Consider the following 14,782-nt stretch of genomic DNA (forward strand, 5'->3'; position numbering starts at 1 on the left):
CACGCTGCGGGAGAACGCGTTCATGCGGGCCTGAACTGGGGCTCGTGGTAACAAAATGGTTACTATTGAAGCTAAACCCCGCTGATGATAGGTGTTCCCTTGCGTTTAAAGACTGCAGCCGCACTTGTGCTGCTCGGCCTCCTGACACTTTTGGCCGGTATCGGCCAGAAGACCATCTGGGCCCCTTCCGAGACCTTTACGGCGTCCGCGCCGGCTGATGCCACGGCCGCCCCGCTGACCGTCTTCGACCAGAAGCTGCGGACCCTCCACGGCGGAACCGTCAAGATCGATGTCCAGGGTGACGGCAATTTCATGCTTGCCGCGGGCCGTCCCGACGATGTCGAGGCATGGGTGGGGACCGCTGCCCACAACACCATCACGGGAACGTCAGAGGACGGCAAATCCTTGCAGGTTGAACACACCGACGGCGAAGCCGCGGCACCCAACCCTGCAGGATCCGACTTGTGGGTCACCACGGAGAATGCCAGCGGCGAGCTCGAATACTCCTGGACGCCTCCGGCAGACGGCGACTGGACGTTGCTGCTGGCCGCTGATGGAACCAAGGCTGCTCCCGCGACAGTCTCGATGACTTTCCCCAACGACACCGCCACCCCCTGGGCCATCCCGCTGATGGTCCTCGGCGCACTGCTCATCCTTGGCGGGATTGTCTTGGCGGTGCTCTCGGCCCGCCGGCGTGACGGTGACGGGAACGGCGAGGGCAGCGGATTTGCCCAGCGTGCCCGCGCCCGCAAGCAGGCCCGCACCTCTTCCCGGGTCACCATGGCAGCCGCCGGCGTGGCAGCTGCGGTACTGGCCGGCACGGGAACTGCCGCCACCGCCGCCACATCTCCCGCACCGGCGCCCTCAGGCTCGGCCTCCGCGCCGGCTGCACAGGGTGGAAATGCCGCCCCCGTCCTGCTGGACGTGCAGTTCCGACGCATCCTGGAACAGGTGTCCAGTGCAGCCGACGCCGGTGACGCCGCCAAGGATGCTGCCAAGCTGGCTGACCGGGTGGGCGGTACGGAACTGGAAGTCCGTACCTCGAATTACAAGATCCGCTCGCAGGTGGGCTCGTATGAGCCCCGCATGCCGGTCCGTTCCACCAAGCTCCTGACGACGGCGGTCACCACGGACCGCGGATGGCCGCGCTCGGTCCTCGCCGTTTCCCAGGGCGACGGCAATGTGGTTCCCCAGCTGCTGACCCTCGTCCAGAAGTCCCCGCGGGAAAACTACAAGCTCATGGAGACCACCCCGCTCCAGCCGGGCACCACTTTCCCCACCATCAGCCGAAACGGCACCGAAACCGTGGAAGCGAAAGACAAGACCGGCCTGCTGTACACGGGAGAAGAGGCCCTGTCGGGCCTGGCCGACCGGCTCAGCAAGGCCGATTCGGCTTTCAAGGACAAGATCGTGGAAGGCGAGTCTTCGCCGTACATTGCCGACACCCTGTCCTACCAGGCCGAGGTGGTCAAGGCCGGCGAAAACGGGAACTTCTCCTTCACCCACAAGGTGGCACCCGAAGGTACCGTGGTGTTCCGCACCGAAGATGGCGGCGCACTGGTACTGGGCCGCATCAACTTCGGCTTCGAAGGAACCCCGAAGGCCGCAGGGGACAAGCTCTCCATCGGTGACGACGCTGCAGCCCTGGCCGGAGGCAAGGAAACCACGACGGGCATGGTCCTGAGCTTCGCAGAATCGGTGGCGGTCTACGTCCCGCCGGCAGGGTCCTCCGATCCCATGAAGCTTGTGGCAGCAACCCGCGGGCTCGTGGGAGCCAGCTTCAAGTGACCGCCCGCTTCAAGTAGTCCCATTACCGCAGTACCACCGGCAGCGGCCGCAGTGGCTAGAGTGGGAAGCATGAGTTCGCCAGCTTCCCGTCCAGTCCCTCCGGCCGCTGCCAACCTGCTTAACCTGCGCGGCGCCGTCGATCTTTCCAGCCTGAAGCAACGCCCCGCCGCTCCGTCGCCGTCGGCGCCCCCGCCGTCGCAGGATGCCCCCGCGGGCACAACGGCAGCCGGTGGGACAGGCAGCCAGGGAAGTGGCCCCGAGCTGCGGGTCGATGTGACGGAGCAGAACTTCCAGCAGCTCGTGGAGCTCTCCGCGCAGGTGCCCGTGGTCTTTGCCCTGTGGGCTCCGTACTCGCCGGAATCCGGAGCGGCCCTTGAGGTCCTGGACCGCGTGGTGGCCGGCTACGGCGGCCGGCTGGTCCTGGGCGCCGCGGACATCGAAGCGTTCCCGCAACTTGCCCAGGCTTTCCAGGTCCAGGCCGTGCCCACGGCGGTGGCCGTCCTGAAGGGACAGCCGGTTCCCCTCTTCCAGGGCCACGCCGAGGAAGAGCAGGTGCGCAGCCTTTTCGACGAGCTGCTGAAGGTTGCGGCCGCCAACGGCGTGACCGGGAGCCTGAACGCCGGGGACGGAGCCGAACCGGAGGAAGCGCCCTTGCCGCCGCTGCACCAGGCTGCCTACGACGCCATCGAAGCGGGCGACTACGAATCAGCGGCTGCCTCCTACCGCCAGGCCCTGAACGAGATGCCGTCCGATCACGAGGCCAAGGCCGGCCTGGCGCAGGTGGAGCTGATGGCCAGGCTGCAGGTGGTGTCTGCCCAGGACGGCGAAGCCATCCGGGCGCTGGCGGCCAATGAGCCCGACAACATCGAAGCGCAGCTGGGCGTCGCGGACCTGGATGTTGCCGGGGGCCACGTTGAGGATGGGCTGAACCGCGTGGTGGCCTTCATCGGCCGGAACTTCGGCCCGGAGCGCGAGACCGCACGGGTGCGGCTCCTGGAGCTGTTCGACGTCGTAGGGGCCTCGGACGAACGGGTGGCGAAGGTGCGGCAGGCACTGGCGAGGGTGCTCTTCTAGTGCCGGCGCTCTTCGAGCCGCTGAAACTGAGGTCACTGGAACTGCCGCACCGGGGCTGGGTATCGCCCATGTGCCAGTACAGCTGCGACCCCGACGCCGCCCCGGGCGTTCCCAACGACTGGCACCTCATGCATTTGGGCTCCTTTGCCGCCGGCGGGGCCGCGCTGATCCTCACCGAGGCTGCAGCCGTGAACCCGGAAGGCCGCATCAGCCCGCGCGACGCCGGGATCTGGAACGACGATCAGGTGCGGGCCTGGCGGCGGATTACCTCCTTCGTGCACCAGCACGGCACCGGCGGGACCAGGATTGGCGTCCAGTTGGCCCACGCCGGCCGGAAGGCCTCCACGTTCTGGCCGTTTTCCGGCCGGCGCGGGACGGTGCCCGAAGCCGAGGGCGGCTGGACCACGGTGGGCCCGTCTGCACTCGCCTTCGAGGGGTACGACACTCCGGCGGCCATGACCGGGGACCAGATTCAGGCAGTGATTGCGGACTTCGCCGCTGCTGCGGTCCGGGCGGTGGACGCCGGCTTCGACACTGTGGAGATCCACGGCGCCCACGGCTACCTGCTGCACCAGTTCCAAAGCCCCTTGAGCAACACGCGCACCGACGAATGGGGCGGCGACGAGGAAGGCCGGAACCGCCTGATGCTCGCCGTCATCGAAGCCGTCCGGGCCGCCATCCCGGATTCGATGCCGCTCCTGCTGAGGATTTCCGCCAGCGACTGGGCGCCGGGCGGCATCGGGCTGCCGGAGTCTGTCCGCCTGGCGCGGCAGGCCGCGGATCGCGGCGTGGACCTGATCGACGTTTCCAGCGGGGGAGCGGTGGCTCACCAGGCAATCACCGTGGGCCCGGGCTACCAGACCGGATTCGCCGCCGCCATCCGGGAGGAAGCCGGAGTGCCCACCGGCACCGTGGGCCTGCTGACCTCTGCAGGGCAGGCCGAGCACGCTGTGGCCACCGGCCAGGCGGATGCCGTGCTGATTGCCAGGGCAGCGCTCCGCGACCCCCACTGGTGGCTCCGGGCGGCCTTCGAACTGGGCCATGACCTGCCCTGGGTTCCGCAGTACGAGCGCGCCATTCCGCGGCGCTCGTTCTGAACGGCACGCCGTGAACGGGCAGTCCGGGCCGAAGCCATCCGATGGTGCAGCACCTGCCGGCGCCGCCCCTTCCGGCAAGTCCGCCTCCGGCCCTTCCTCTTCCGGGCCCACAGGCCAGGACCTCGAGGCTGCCATCCTGAAGTTGCTGGCCGCCCGGGCAGCAACTTCCACCATTTGCCCCTCCGATGCCGCCCGCGCAGTGGGCGGCGAGCACTGGCGGGGTCTGATGGAGCCGGTCCGCCAAGCAGCCCGCCGGCTGGTTGACGCCGGCGACGTCGAGGTCACCCAGGGCGGTTCCGTGGTGGATCCGGCCACAGCGAAGGGACCCATCCGCATCCGCAAGGCCCGCTAGGCACCCGCCCGCGAACGCCGTCGTACGCCTTTGTCGCTACTCCTCCGGGAGGACCCCAGGGGCGGCACCTGCGGGCTAGTCTGGCTTCATGACTGCTCCGCAACCGCACCCGGCGCTTCCCCCCACCCCTGCCGGCCCACCTCCTGGCGCGGCCGTTCCGGCCCTGTCCATCCGGGGGCTGGCCAAGCGTTTCGGCACCAAGATCGCCGTGGACGGGATCAGCCTGGATGTTCCGGCCGGCTCCTTCTACGGCATTGTGGGTCCCAACGGCGCCGGCAAGACCACCACCCTGTCGATGGCGACGGGGCTTCTCCGTCCGGACTTCGGGACTGCCCTGGTGCACGGAGTGGACGTATGGACGAATCCCTTGGAGGCCAAAAGGCTGATGGGCATCCTCCCCGACGGCGTCCGGCTCTTCGACCGCCTCACCGGAGAACAACTCATCACCTACGCCGGACTGCTGCGCGGCATGGACCGCGAGGTGGTGGCTTCCCGGGTGGGTGAGCTGCTCGCTGCCATGGACCTGGCCCAGGATGCCGGCACCCTGGTGGTGGACTACTCCGCCGGCATGACCAAGAAAATTGCCCTTGCCTCGGCGCTGATCCACGCCCCGCGGCTCCTGGTGCTTGATGAACCCTTTGAAGCCGTGGACCCTGTCTCGGCGTCGAACATCCGCTCCATCCTGGACAGTTATGTCGCCTCGGGCGGAACCGTAATTGTCTCGAGCCACGTGATGGACCTGGTGCAGCGCATGTGCGACCACGTGGCAGTGGTGGCCGGCGGCCGGCTGCTGGCCGCCGGAACTGTTGACGAAGTCCGCGCCGGCGCCTCCCTGGAAGACCGGTTCGTCCAGCTGGTGGGCGGCCGGAGCCACACGGAAGGGCTGGAATGGTTGCGCACCTCCTAAGGCTCAAGCTGACACTGCTGCGCAACGGACTCAAGCGCAGCCCCTGGCAGATCGTGGGCATCGCCTTTGGTGCCCTCTATGCCGTGGGAATCGTGGCGGCGCTGGTGGTCGCGCTGATCATGCTGGGCCGCGAAAGCCACGAGATTGCACAGACCGCCGTGGTCCTGGGCGGATCCATGGCCATTCTGGGATGGGGACTCATCCCGGTGGCAGCATCGTCTGCGGACATGACCCTGGACCCGCTGCGGTTCACAACGTTCGCTGTCCCCATGCGGCAGTTGCTGGCCGGGCTCGCGCTGGGCGGCCTGATCGGTATCCCGGGAGTGGCCACTGCCCTGGTGGGTCTGGCCACCGTGGCCACGTGGTCACGGGGTATCCTTCCTGCCGGCGCGGCACTGGTGGGAGCCGTCCTGGGCATCCTGACCTGCATCATCCTGTCCAAGGTGGTGACCACCGCCACCGCCAGCCTCGCTTCGTCCCGGCGCTTCAAGGACATCAGCGGCGTGGTCTTCATGATTCCGCTGATCCTGCTGGGGCCCATCGTGGCAGGCGTGGCGCAAGGGATCAGCGCTTCCGCGGCGTTCCTGCCGGACTTCGCCCGTGCCCTTGCCTGGACACCGCTGGGTGCGGCCTGGTCCCTGGGCGGAGACGTTGACGCCGGGCAACCCGGCGCCGCCGGCCTGAAGGTGCTCATTGCCGCCGCAACCCTGGCGGGCCTTACCTGGTGCTGGAAAGTGCTCCTGGAGCGTGCTCTGGTGAACCCGCCTTACGCAGGCGGTGGAAGCCGGAAGGGTGGAAAGCTGGGGATGTTCGCCCTGCTGCCGCCAACGCCCACCGGAGCCGTGACGGCCCGTTCGCTCACGTACTGGCTGCGGGATCCCCGCTACGGCGGATCGCTCATTGTCATTCCGCTGCTGGCCGTGGTGCTGTTCTTCCAGGCCAGCCAGGGCGACAGCCTGGGTGTCCTTTCCGTGCTCGGGCCGCTCACGGCCTTCCTCATGGCCTGGTCCATTTCTGCCGACATTTCCTATGACAACACCGCCTTCGCCCTCCATCTGGCCACCGGCGTCCGGGGAACCGCCGACCGCCTGGGCCGGGCACTGGCGTGCCTGATCCTCTCCGTTCCGGTGGTGCTGGCCTTCACGGTGGTGCCGTTTGCCTTCACCGGGTCATGGGAGTGGTTGCCGGGCATCCTGGGCCTGTCGCTGGGCATGCTGCTCAGCGGGCTGGGCCTGTCATCGGTGGTGTCGGCCCGGTACAACATCGCCGTTCCACTGCCGGGCGACAGCCCGTTCAAGAAGCCACCGGGCAATGTTGGCCAGACCATGCTGGTGCAGTTCGGCGGCATGGGCGTCCTGGCACTCCTGGTCATTCCGGAGGCTGCCCTCCTCATCGTGCAGGGCGTCACGGGCAATCCGTTTTTCGGGTGGCTGAACCTTGGCGTAGGCCTGGCCCTGGGGCTGGTACTTTTTGTGGTGGGCGTCAGGGTTGGCGGCCGCTGGCTCGAAGCCCGCGGACCGGAAATGCTGGCCCAGCTCACCGTGAACCGTTGATCCACCAACCCCGAAGGACGGACCTGGCGTGGAAGTTGTAATCCTTGGCGGCAGCCGTCCCATCGGGAAGCTGGCGGCTGACGCCATCGAAAAGCTGTTGCTGCGTAAACCGGACGCCGTACTGGGGCTGGCCACGGGGTCCTCGCCGCTGCCCGTTTACGAGGAACTGGCCGGGCGCCACGCCGCAGGGCTGGATTTCAGCCGGGCGTCAGGCTTCGCCCTGGATGAATATGTGGGACTTCCGGATGGGCATCCGGAGCAGTACCGGAACGTCATCCGCCGCGAGTTCACCGACCGCATCAACATCGACCCCGCCAACGTCCATTCGCCGGACGGCTCCGCCGCGGACATCCCGGCAGCCTGCGATGCCTATGAGGCCGCCATCGCCGCTGCCGGGGGCGTGGACCTGCAACTGCTGGGCGTTGGCACCGACGGTCACATCGGATTCAATGAGCCCGGGTCCTCCTTCGCCTCGCGCACCCGGATCAAAAGCCTGATCGAACAGACCCGCAAAGACAACGCGCGGTTCTTTACCAGCCTGGCCGATGTTCCGCACCATGTGATCACGCAGGGCCTGGGCACCATCATGGACGCCCGGCACGTGATCCTGATCGCAACCGGGGCGCAGAAGGCACAGGCTGTCCGCGACTTCGTGGAGGGCCCCGTCGCCGCGATCTGCCCGGCGTCGGTCCTGCAGTTCCACCCGCACGCCACCGTCCTGGTGGACGAGGCCGCCGCATCGGCCCTGAAACTCGCCGATTTCTACCGGCACACCTATGACAACAAGCCCTCCTGGCAGGGCCTTTAGCGGCACCTCCGGCACGCGGGGGCGTCCCGGACACGCACGACGGCGGGCATCGCCGGAGTGCGTCCGGGGCCGGAACGGGCACCCCGGGGCGCCGCACCGCCGTCGGACGGAGCCCTGCCGGAAAGGCTAAGATGGTTGGCATGACTAGCATGACGGACCCTCTCGAAAACGACCCGATGCGCGAGCTTTCCGGGGCTGGAACGTCCACGGCCACCATTGAGCGCGAGGAACTGCGCGAGGAGGTCGAACCGGGGGACCGGGAGCGCTTTTCGCACTACGTCCGCAAGGAAAAGATCATGGAGTCGGCGCTGAGCGGTGAGCCCGTCATCGCGCTGTGCGGCAAGGTCTGGACCCCGGGCCGGGATCCGAAGAAGTTCCCTGTGTGCCCCACGTGCAAAGAGGTCTACGAGGGCCTTCGCCCGGGCAATGACGGCGGCAAGGGTCCCGGAGGGGACTCAGGCAGCAACAAGTAGTGACGGAGACGCTCTTTGGCGGCCCCACCCTGCCCCCGGCTTATCCGGAACGCGCAGCCTGGGGAACCGCCCCGAAACTCCGTGCCTGGCAGCAGGAAGCTCTTGACCTTTACGTGGCCAAAAGCCCCCGCGATTTCCTTGCGGTAGCAACGCCTGGCGCCGGTAAGACCACGTTCGCCCTGCGCATCGCCTCAACGCTCATCGATTCCGGTGCGGTAAACCGCGTAACCATTGTGGCGCCCACCGACCACCTCAAACGGCAGTGGGCTGATGCCGCCGCCAAGGTGGGCATCGCGATCGATCCCAACTTCAAGAACTCGGATGGCCAGCATGGCCGCGGATTCATCGGTGTTGCCGTCACCTACGCCCAGGTGGCAAGCAAACCGATGCTGCACCGCGCCAAGACCGAGGCCGCCCGCACCCTGGTGATCCTGGATGAGATCCACCACGGTGGCGAGGCCCTGTCCTGGGGCGACGGGCTGCGGGAGGCGTTCGACCCCGCGATCCGCCGGCTGTCCCTGACCGGAACACCGTTCCGTTCGGACACCTCGCCCATTCCGTTCGTGGAGTACGCCGAGGACCGCGACGGCATCCGGCGCTCCAAAGCCGATTACACCTATGGCTACGGCAACGCCCTGCGCGACCATGTGGTCCGTCCCGTGATGTTCATGGCGTATTCGGGCCAGATGCGCTGGCGTACCAGTGCCGGCGAGGAAATGGCTGCCTCGCTGGGAGAGGCTGCCGTCACGAAAGACATCACCTCTCACGCCTGGCGGACCGCACTGAACCCGGCCGGCGAGTGGATCCCGGCCGTCCTGGCGGGTGCGGACAGGCGGCTGAGTGAGGTGCGCCGCACGGTGCCCGACGCCGGAGGCCTGGTGATCGCCACGGACCACGAGGACGCGCGGGCCTATGCCGGCCAGCTGAAGCGGATCACGGGGGAGTCGCCCACGGTGATCCTCTCCGACGACGCCAAGGCCTCAAGCAAGATCGAGGAGTTCACCGCGAGTGAAAAGCGGTGGATGGTGGCTGTCCGGATGGTGTCCGAAGGCGTCGACGTCCCGCGGCTTTCCGTAGGTGTGTACGCCACATCCACGTCCACGCCGCTGTTCTTTGCCCAGGCTGTGGGGCGCTTCGTGCGTGCCCGCAAGCGCGGCGAAACTGCCTCGGTGTTCCTGCCGTCCGTCCCCACGCTGATGGCGCTGGCCAACTCCATGGAAATGGAGCGGGACCACGCCCTGGACCGGCCGGAGAAAGAAGACGGTGACGGCCTGTTCAACCCCGAGGACTCGCTGATGGCCGAGGCCAACCGGGAGGACAAAGCCTCCGACAGCCTCACCAAAGGCAAGTTTGAGGCACTGGACTCGCAGGCGTCCTTCGACAGGGTCCTGTTCGACGGTAGCGAGTTCGGCACCGGCGGCGAGGTGGGGTCCGACGACGAGATGGACTTCCTGGGCATCCCCGGACTCCTGGACGCAGAGCAGGTGGGCACGCTGCTGCGGCAGCGCCAGCACGAGCAGCTGAACCGGAGGAACCGGAAGGGGCCGGCAGCGACGGAAACAGTTATTCCCGCCGTCCCGGACCACAGGATGCTGATGGACCTGCGGAACGAGCTGGCGAAAAACGTGGCTGCATGGGCAGCCCGGACCGGAACTCCGCACGGCATGGTGCACACGAAGCTGCGCACCGTCTGCGGCGGCCCCGCGGTGGCCCAGGCCAACGAGGAGCAGCTGCAGGCCCGGCTGCGGAAGCTTCAGGACTGGTTCGTGGGCCGCAAGTAGCAGACGGGCGGACAGGAATGGCCGGGCCCGAAGGCCCGGCCATTTATGTTTCTCCTGGCTCTCAGGCGACGTCCACGCCGCCGAGTTCCATCTCCGCCACGGTCTCTTCCAGGTCCTCGGCAATGCCTGCCGTCAGGGATCGGACCACGGTGACCGAGTACCCCGCCTGGACGGCGTCGAGGGACGTGGCCCGCACGCAGTAGTCGGTGGCGAGCCCCACCACCACAACATCTTCAACGTCATGGCTTTGCAGCCAGTCGTCGAGGCCAACGGCGTCCCCGTCCTCCTCCAGGGCGTCCGCATTTGACCCGGCCTGCCGTTCCCCGGTGGGGACGGCGTCCTCGGGCGCCAGCAGTCCCTCGAAGCCCGAGTACGCGGCAGCATACTGGCCCTTCCGGAAATACGCCTCGATGTATTCGGTGTCCAGGTCCGGATGGAGCTCCGCGCCGCGGGTACCCGCAACGCAGTGCGCCGGCCAGCTGTCCTTGAAATCAGGGTTGTCAGAGAAGTGGCTGCCTGGATCGATGTGCCAGTCCTGGGTGGCGACAATATGGTCGAATTCGTTGTGGTGGGCATCGACGTATTCGCTGATGGCGCCTGCCACGGCAGCGCCGCCGTCAACTGCAAGTGAACCACCCTCGCAGAAGTCGTTCTGGACGTCGACAATAATCAGTGCGCGTGACATCAGTCCTCCTCAGTTGTCTTCGTAGATGGTGGGGATCGCTGCTTCGCCGCGCTGCAGCCGGTTGACCACCGGCGGCAGTTCGGCCATCGAATCGGTGTGCCGCCGGGCCGCCCGGACCACTCCATCGTGCCCGGTCCAGCCGGGCAGGAGCTCGCCGTTCTTCATGAACTGCTGCAGCAGGACGCGGTCGTTCCCGTCGTCTTCAGGGCGATGGCCCACGCCCACCACCTCCGCCGTTGCCGTTCCACGGCTGTCCAGCTTGCGCAGCGCATATTTGCGCCCGCCCACGCTGGCCTTGTTCTTGGCAGCCTTGGCCACGGAGACATACTCGCCGTCGTCCCCCGTGCGGCTGACAAGCTTGTAGACCATGCTGGCGGTTGGAGCTCCGGAGCCGGTGACCAGGGAGGTGCCCACGCCGTAGGCGTCCACCGGAGCGGACTGCAGGGCGGCGATGGCGTACTCGTCGAGATCGGACGTCACCATGATCTTGGTGTCTTCGTTGCCGAGGTCGTCCAGGAGCCGCCGGACCCACTGGGCCTGGGCCACAAGGTCGCCCGAATCCAGCCGCACTGCACCCAGCCGGGGACCCGCAATGTCCACGGCCGTGCGGACGGCCTGTTCGACGTCGTACGTGTCCACAAGGAGGGAGGTGCCCTCGCCGAGGGAAGCGATCTGTGCTTCGAAGGCTTCGCGTTCGGTGTCATGCAGCAGTGTGAAGGAGTGCGCGGCGGTGCCCACCGTCCTGATGCCGTACCGGATGCCCGCCTCAAGGTTGGAGGTGCTGCCGAAGCCGGCGATCACGGCGGCACGCGCGGCCGACGCAGCCGCTTCCTCGTGGGTGCGCCGCGACCCCATCTCAATGCAGGGACGGCCGCCGGCGGCACTGACCATGCGCGAGGCTGCGGAAGCGATGGCGCTGTCATGGTTGAGGACGGACAGGATGTACGTCTCCAGCATGCAGGCTTCCGCGAAGGTGCCCTCGACGATCAGGATGGGGGAGTTGGGGAAGTAGGCTTCGCCCTCCGCATAGCCCCAGATGTCACCGGAGAACCGATAGGAGGCCAGGTACTCCAGCGTGGTGTCATCCACCACGTTGGTTCGGGCCAGGAAATCCAGCTCGGCCTCACCGAAGCGGAAGTTGGCGATGCCCTCCAGCAGCCTGCCGGTGCCTGCCACGATGCCGTACCTGCGGCCATCCGGAAGCCGCCGGGCAAAAGCCTCGAACACCGATTTGCGGTGGGCCGCGCCGGAATGGAGCGAAGCCTGCAGCATGGTCAGCTCGTAGTGGTCTGTATAGAAGGACGTGCGGGGATGTTCCCAGCCGGCAGAGGTACTCACGAAAATCACTCTATCCGTGAGCCCCATAGAATGGACAGATGACCATAAGCGTTGCGCCCGGCCCTGACACGCAGGAGGGCACCCGGACCGGAACAGCGGAGTCCACAGACACCCTGGCCGCCCCGGACATCCCCTGGAACCTGGTGATCTGGAACGATCCCGTCAACCTCATGAGCTACGTCAGCTATGTCTTCCAGAGCTATTTCGGGTATTCGGAGGCCAAGGCAAACAAGCTCATGATGGAGGTCCACAAGAAGGGCCGGTCCATCGTGACGCACGGCAGCAAGGAACAGGTGGAGCGCCACGCGGTGGCCATGCACGGCTTCGGGCTGTGGGCCACGGTGGAAAAGGCAAGCGGCACGTCCGGCAACTCCGGCCGGGGCAAGGGGAAGCGTGGCTAAGGCATTCAAGTACGGACTCAAAGGCATCACCGGTTTCCTGGAACCAACCGAGCGCGAACTCCTGCGGAGCCTGATCGCCGATGTCATCTCCATGCTGCAGCCGGAGGAACGCGAGGGCCAGGACCCGCTGGCGGCACTCATCGGACTGGACATGGACGTGGTTGAGCCCACCGACCGTGCGGTCAGGCGGTTGCTGCCGAACGTGGTCAAGGACGACGGCGCCGCCTCGCTGGAATTCCGGCAGCTCACCGAGCGCTCGCTGCGGGAAACGAAGATCGGCGCGCTGCGGGCCGCTGCCCTGGACTTGGACAAGGACGAGATCGTGCTGACCGCCGAGGGCGCGAAGCACTGGTCCGCCGCGCTGAACGACGTCCGCCTGGTACTGGCCGAACGGCTGGACATCCGGGACGAACAGGATGCCGAGCACGTCCACCTGATGCAGGACTGGTCCCAGGCCGAAGACGTGGAAAGCTACCTGGCGCTGGTCTACAACTTCACCACCTGGCTGCAGGAGTCCCTGGTGCAGGCCATGCTGCAGTCCATGGAAAGCCGCCGTTGAGCTGCCGCCGCCGCGCCAGCAGCCGGGCCTGTGACACAACAGACACGAGTTCCAGGCCACAACATCATGGCTGAGGCTCCAGGGAAGACCTATCCTCGAATAATCATGACAACAGCCTCGAGCAAGGAGCCGTCAGCGGTCGCTGCACAGGCGTCCGCAGCCAGCGACCTTCCCGCAGCGGCGCTGGAGGCCCGGCCCATCGGCGTTTTCGATTCCGGCGTAGGCGGCCTGACGGTGGCCCGCTCCATCATCGACCAGCTGCCCAACGAGTCCATCCTGTACGTGGGGGATACGGCGCACGGGCCCTACGGGCCGCTGCCCATCGCCGAAGTCCGCGCCAATGCCCTGGGTGTCATGGACGAACTGGTGGACTCCGGCGTCAAGCTGCTCACCATAGCCTGCAACTCGGCGTCGGCCGCGGTGCTCCGGGACGCCCGCGAGCGGTACACAGCCAAATACGGCATCCCCGTCATTGAAGTCATCCAGCCGGCAGTCCGGCGTGCCGTAGCGGCCACCCGTTCGGGACGCGTGGGCGTGATTGGCACCTCGGCCACAGTCGGTTCCCGGGCCTACGAGGACACCTTTGCCGCCGCCCCTGACCTGCACATCACGTCCGTGGCCTGCCCGGAGTTCGTCAGTTACGTGGAAGCCGGCATCACCACCGGGCCGGAGCTGCTGGCGGTGGCCGAGGAGTACCTGGCACCCCTCAAGGCCTCGGGCGTTGACACCGTGGTGCTGGGCTGTACGCACTACCCGCTGCTGACCGGCGTCATCTCCTATGTCATGGGGGCGGACGTCACCCTGGTTTCCAGCGCGGAGGAAACGGCCAAGGACGTCTACCGGGCCCTGGCAACCAACAACCTGCAGCGCACGGCGGCCACCCCGCCGGAGCACCATTTCGTGGCCACCGGCGACGCCGCGCAGTTCGAAACCCTGGCCAGGCGGTTCCTCGGACCCGAGGTGCTGTCCGTCCGCCACGTTGACCACGTTGCGGCGCAGTACCCCACGGGAAGCCTTGCCCGCATCACCCCGGAAATGATCGCCGCCGCCCAAAGCGCGCGGACCCGGCCCCGGATATCCAACTTCGTGGACCGTGGCACTGGCGGCGGCAGCCTGGCCGATGCCGGCAGCGCCGGGGGGTCCGGCCTGTGAAGCTCACCATCGTCGGCTGCACCGGCTCGTTTCCGGGCCCCGGATCTCCGGCGTCCTGCTACCTCCTGACGGCTACCGACGGGGAGCGGACCTGGAAGGTGGTCATGGACCTCGGCAGCGGTGCCCTCGGCGCCATCCAGCGCTACACGGACCTTGAGGACATCGACGCGATCTTCCTCACCCACCTGCACCCGGACCACTGCATGGACCTGTGCGGACTGCACGTCGCCGTCCGCTGGAAGCCCGGCGGTTGGGACCGGGGCCGCATCCCCGTCTGGGGGCCGGCCGCCACCGCTGACAGGATGGCCACCGCGTACGGCCTGGACCTGGACCCCGGGATGCACGAGGAATTCGACTTCACCAACTGGATCGAACGCCAGCCCGTTACGGTCGGCCCCTTCACGGTGACGCCGTACGCCGTGAACCATCCAGTGGAGGAGGCGTACGCCCTCCGGGTGGAGGTGGTGGAACCGGACAAGGACGGCAACCCGGTGGCACGGACCCTCACCTACTCCGGGGACACTGACTCATGCCCCGGGCTGGAAGAGGCAGCGAGAAACGCCGACCTGTTCCTGTGTGAGGCTGCCTTCGAGGAAGGCCGCGACGACGGAATCAAGGACGTCCACCTCACCGGCAAACGCGCCGGCGAAGCAGCAGCGGCTGCGAACGCCCGCAGGCTGCTGCTGACCCACATCCCGGTCTGGACCTCGCAGACCACCGTCATGGCTGAAGCGCGCCCGGTTTTTCCCGGCGACGTGGCCGTGGCCGTGGCCGGAGTGCACTACACCATCTAGCGGCAGCCGGCCATGCCCGG

Annotated in this window: 15 protein-coding genes; 13 read left to right on the forward strand and 2 right to left on the reverse strand. The window is 67.3% G+C overall.

What is annotated here, in order from left to right; genetic code table 11:
• Window positions 1-84: 84 nt before the first annotated feature.
• The 9 genes from UC32_RS07245 to UC32_RS07285 all read left to right on the forward strand — a co-directional run bounded on the left by UC32_RS07245 (window position 85) and on the right by UC32_RS07285 (window position 9,833).
• On the forward strand, window positions 85-1,788 hold the full coding sequence (locus tag UC32_RS07245) for a hypothetical protein (protein WP_045730569.1): 1,704 nt from the start codon (window positions 85-87) through the stop codon (window positions 1,786-1,788).
• A gap of 69 nt (window positions 1,789-1,857) precedes the next feature.
• Window positions 1,858-2,862 carry a tetratricopeptide repeat protein gene (locus tag UC32_RS07250; RefSeq protein ID WP_045730570.1) on the forward strand — a complete coding sequence of 335 codons (1,005 nt, stop codon included), beginning with the start codon at window positions 1,858-1,860 and terminating at the stop codon, window positions 2,860-2,862.
• Window positions 2,862-3,959: an NADH:flavin oxidoreductase/NADH oxidase gene (locus tag UC32_RS07255; RefSeq protein WP_045730571.1), complete on the forward strand. Its 1,098-nt coding sequence runs from the start codon at window positions 2,862-2,864 to the stop codon at window positions 3,957-3,959. Before UC32_RS07250 ends, UC32_RS07255 begins: the two co-directional genes overlap by 1 nt.
• A gap of 10 nt (window positions 3,960-3,969) precedes the next feature.
• On the forward strand, window positions 3,970-4,311 hold the full coding sequence (locus UC32_RS20940; protein WP_235423617.1) for a DUF3253 domain-containing protein: 342 nt from the start codon (window positions 3,970-3,972) through the stop codon (window positions 4,309-4,311).
• Between the two features lie 88 nt (window positions 4,312-4,399).
• Window positions 4,400-5,218: an ABC transporter ATP-binding protein gene (locus UC32_RS07265; protein WP_045730572.1), complete on the forward strand. Its 819-nt coding sequence runs from the start codon at window positions 4,400-4,402 to the stop codon at window positions 5,216-5,218.
• Window positions 5,200-6,771, forward strand: a complete 1,572-nt coding sequence (locus UC32_RS07270) for a hypothetical protein (protein ID WP_045730573.1) — start codon at window positions 5,200-5,202, stop codon at window positions 6,769-6,771. Before UC32_RS07265 ends, UC32_RS07270 begins: the two co-directional genes overlap by 19 nt.
• 28 nt (window positions 6,772-6,799) lie before the next feature.
• Window positions 6,800-7,579 carry a glucosamine-6-phosphate deaminase gene (gene nagB / locus UC32_RS07275; RefSeq protein WP_045730574.1) on the forward strand — a complete coding sequence of 260 codons (780 nt, stop codon included), beginning with the start codon at window positions 6,800-6,802 and terminating at the stop codon, window positions 7,577-7,579.
• A gap of 131 nt (window positions 7,580-7,710) precedes the next feature.
• Entirely contained in the window at window positions 7,711-8,052 is a 342-nt protein-coding gene (locus UC32_RS07280) for a DUF3039 domain-containing protein (RefSeq protein WP_045730575.1), read from the forward strand.
• Window positions 8,052-9,833 (forward strand): DEAD/DEAH box helicase, encoded by a 1,782-nt coding sequence (locus UC32_RS07285; RefSeq protein ID WP_045730576.1) that lies wholly within the window; start codon window positions 8,052-8,054, stop codon window positions 9,831-9,833. The genes UC32_RS07280 and UC32_RS07285 overlap by 1 nt, the downstream gene beginning before the upstream one ends.
• Window positions 9,834-9,894: 61 nt before the next feature.
• Here the strand turns inward: UC32_RS07285 and UC32_RS07290 are convergent, their stop codons facing one another.
• Together UC32_RS07290 and UC32_RS07295 are read right to left on the reverse strand one after the other, a co-directional pair.
• Entirely contained in the window at window positions 9,895-10,518 is a 624-nt protein-coding gene (locus UC32_RS07290) for an isochorismatase family protein (RefSeq protein ID WP_045730577.1), read from the reverse strand.
• Between the two features lie 9 nt (window positions 10,519-10,527).
• Window positions 10,528-11,856, reverse strand: coding sequence for a nicotinate phosphoribosyltransferase (locus tag UC32_RS07295; RefSeq protein WP_045730664.1), 1,329 nt, complete (start codon window positions 11,854-11,856; stop codon window positions 10,528-10,530).
• Window positions 11,857-11,894: 38 nt separating this feature from the next.
• On the opposite strand from UC32_RS07295, the gene clpS reads away from it, so the two are divergent.
• From clpS to UC32_RS07315, 4 genes are all read left to right on the forward strand, one after another.
• Window positions 11,895-12,257: an ATP-dependent Clp protease adapter ClpS gene (clpS, locus tag UC32_RS07300; RefSeq protein WP_045730578.1), complete on the forward strand. Its 363-nt coding sequence runs from the start codon at window positions 11,895-11,897 to the stop codon at window positions 12,255-12,257.
• Window positions 12,250-12,816, forward strand: coding sequence for a DUF2017 domain-containing protein (locus UC32_RS07305; protein WP_045730579.1), 567 nt, complete (start codon window positions 12,250-12,252; stop codon window positions 12,814-12,816). Before clpS ends, UC32_RS07305 begins: the two co-directional genes overlap by 8 nt.
• A gap of 105 nt (window positions 12,817-12,921) precedes the next feature.
• The gene (gene murI, locus UC32_RS07310; RefSeq protein WP_412178017.1) at window positions 12,922-13,968 is read left to right on the forward strand and encodes a glutamate racemase; all 1,047 of its coding nucleotides are present in this window, start codon (window positions 12,922-12,924) and stop codon (window positions 13,966-13,968) included.
• On the forward strand, window positions 13,965-14,762 hold the full coding sequence (locus tag UC32_RS07315; RefSeq protein WP_045730581.1) for an MBL fold metallo-hydrolase: 798 nt from the start codon (window positions 13,965-13,967) through the stop codon (window positions 14,760-14,762). Before murI ends, UC32_RS07315 begins: the two co-directional genes overlap by 4 nt.
• Window positions 14,763-14,782 lie beyond the last annotated feature (20 nt).

The sequence above is a fragment of the Pseudarthrobacter chlorophenolicus genome (genome assembly GCF_000962805.1).
Taxonomy (GTDB): domain Bacteria; phylum Actinomycetota; class Actinomycetes; order Actinomycetales; family Micrococcaceae; genus Arthrobacter; species Arthrobacter chlorophenolicus_A.

Coding starts and splice junctions, on each gene's coding strand:
- UC32_RS07290 (WP_045730577.1), bottom strand. CDS start 10,518: ATGTCACGCGCACTGATTATTGTCGACGTCCAGAACGACTTCTGCGAG.
- UC32_RS07280 (WP_045730575.1), top strand. CDS start 7,711: ATGGTTGGCATGACTAGCATGACGGACCCTCTCGAAAACGACCCGATG.
- UC32_RS07270 (WP_045730573.1), top strand. CDS start 5,200: ATGGTTGCGCACCTCCTAAGGCTCAAGCTGACACTGCTGCGCAACGGA.
- UC32_RS07265 (WP_045730572.1), top strand. CDS start 4,400: ATGACTGCTCCGCAACCGCACCCGGCGCTTCCCCCCACCCCTGCCGGC.
- murI (WP_412178017.1), top strand. CDS start 12,922: ATGACAACAGCCTCGAGCAAGGAGCCGTCAGCGGTCGCTGCACAGGCG.
- clpS (WP_045730578.1), top strand. CDS start 11,895: ATGACCATAAGCGTTGCGCCCGGCCCTGACACGCAGGAGGGCACCCGG.
- UC32_RS07245 (WP_045730569.1), top strand. CDS start 85: ATGATAGGTGTTCCCTTGCGTTTAAAGACTGCAGCCGCACTTGTGCTG.
- UC32_RS07250 (WP_045730570.1), top strand. CDS start 1,858: ATGAGTTCGCCAGCTTCCCGTCCAGTCCCTCCGGCCGCTGCCAACCTG.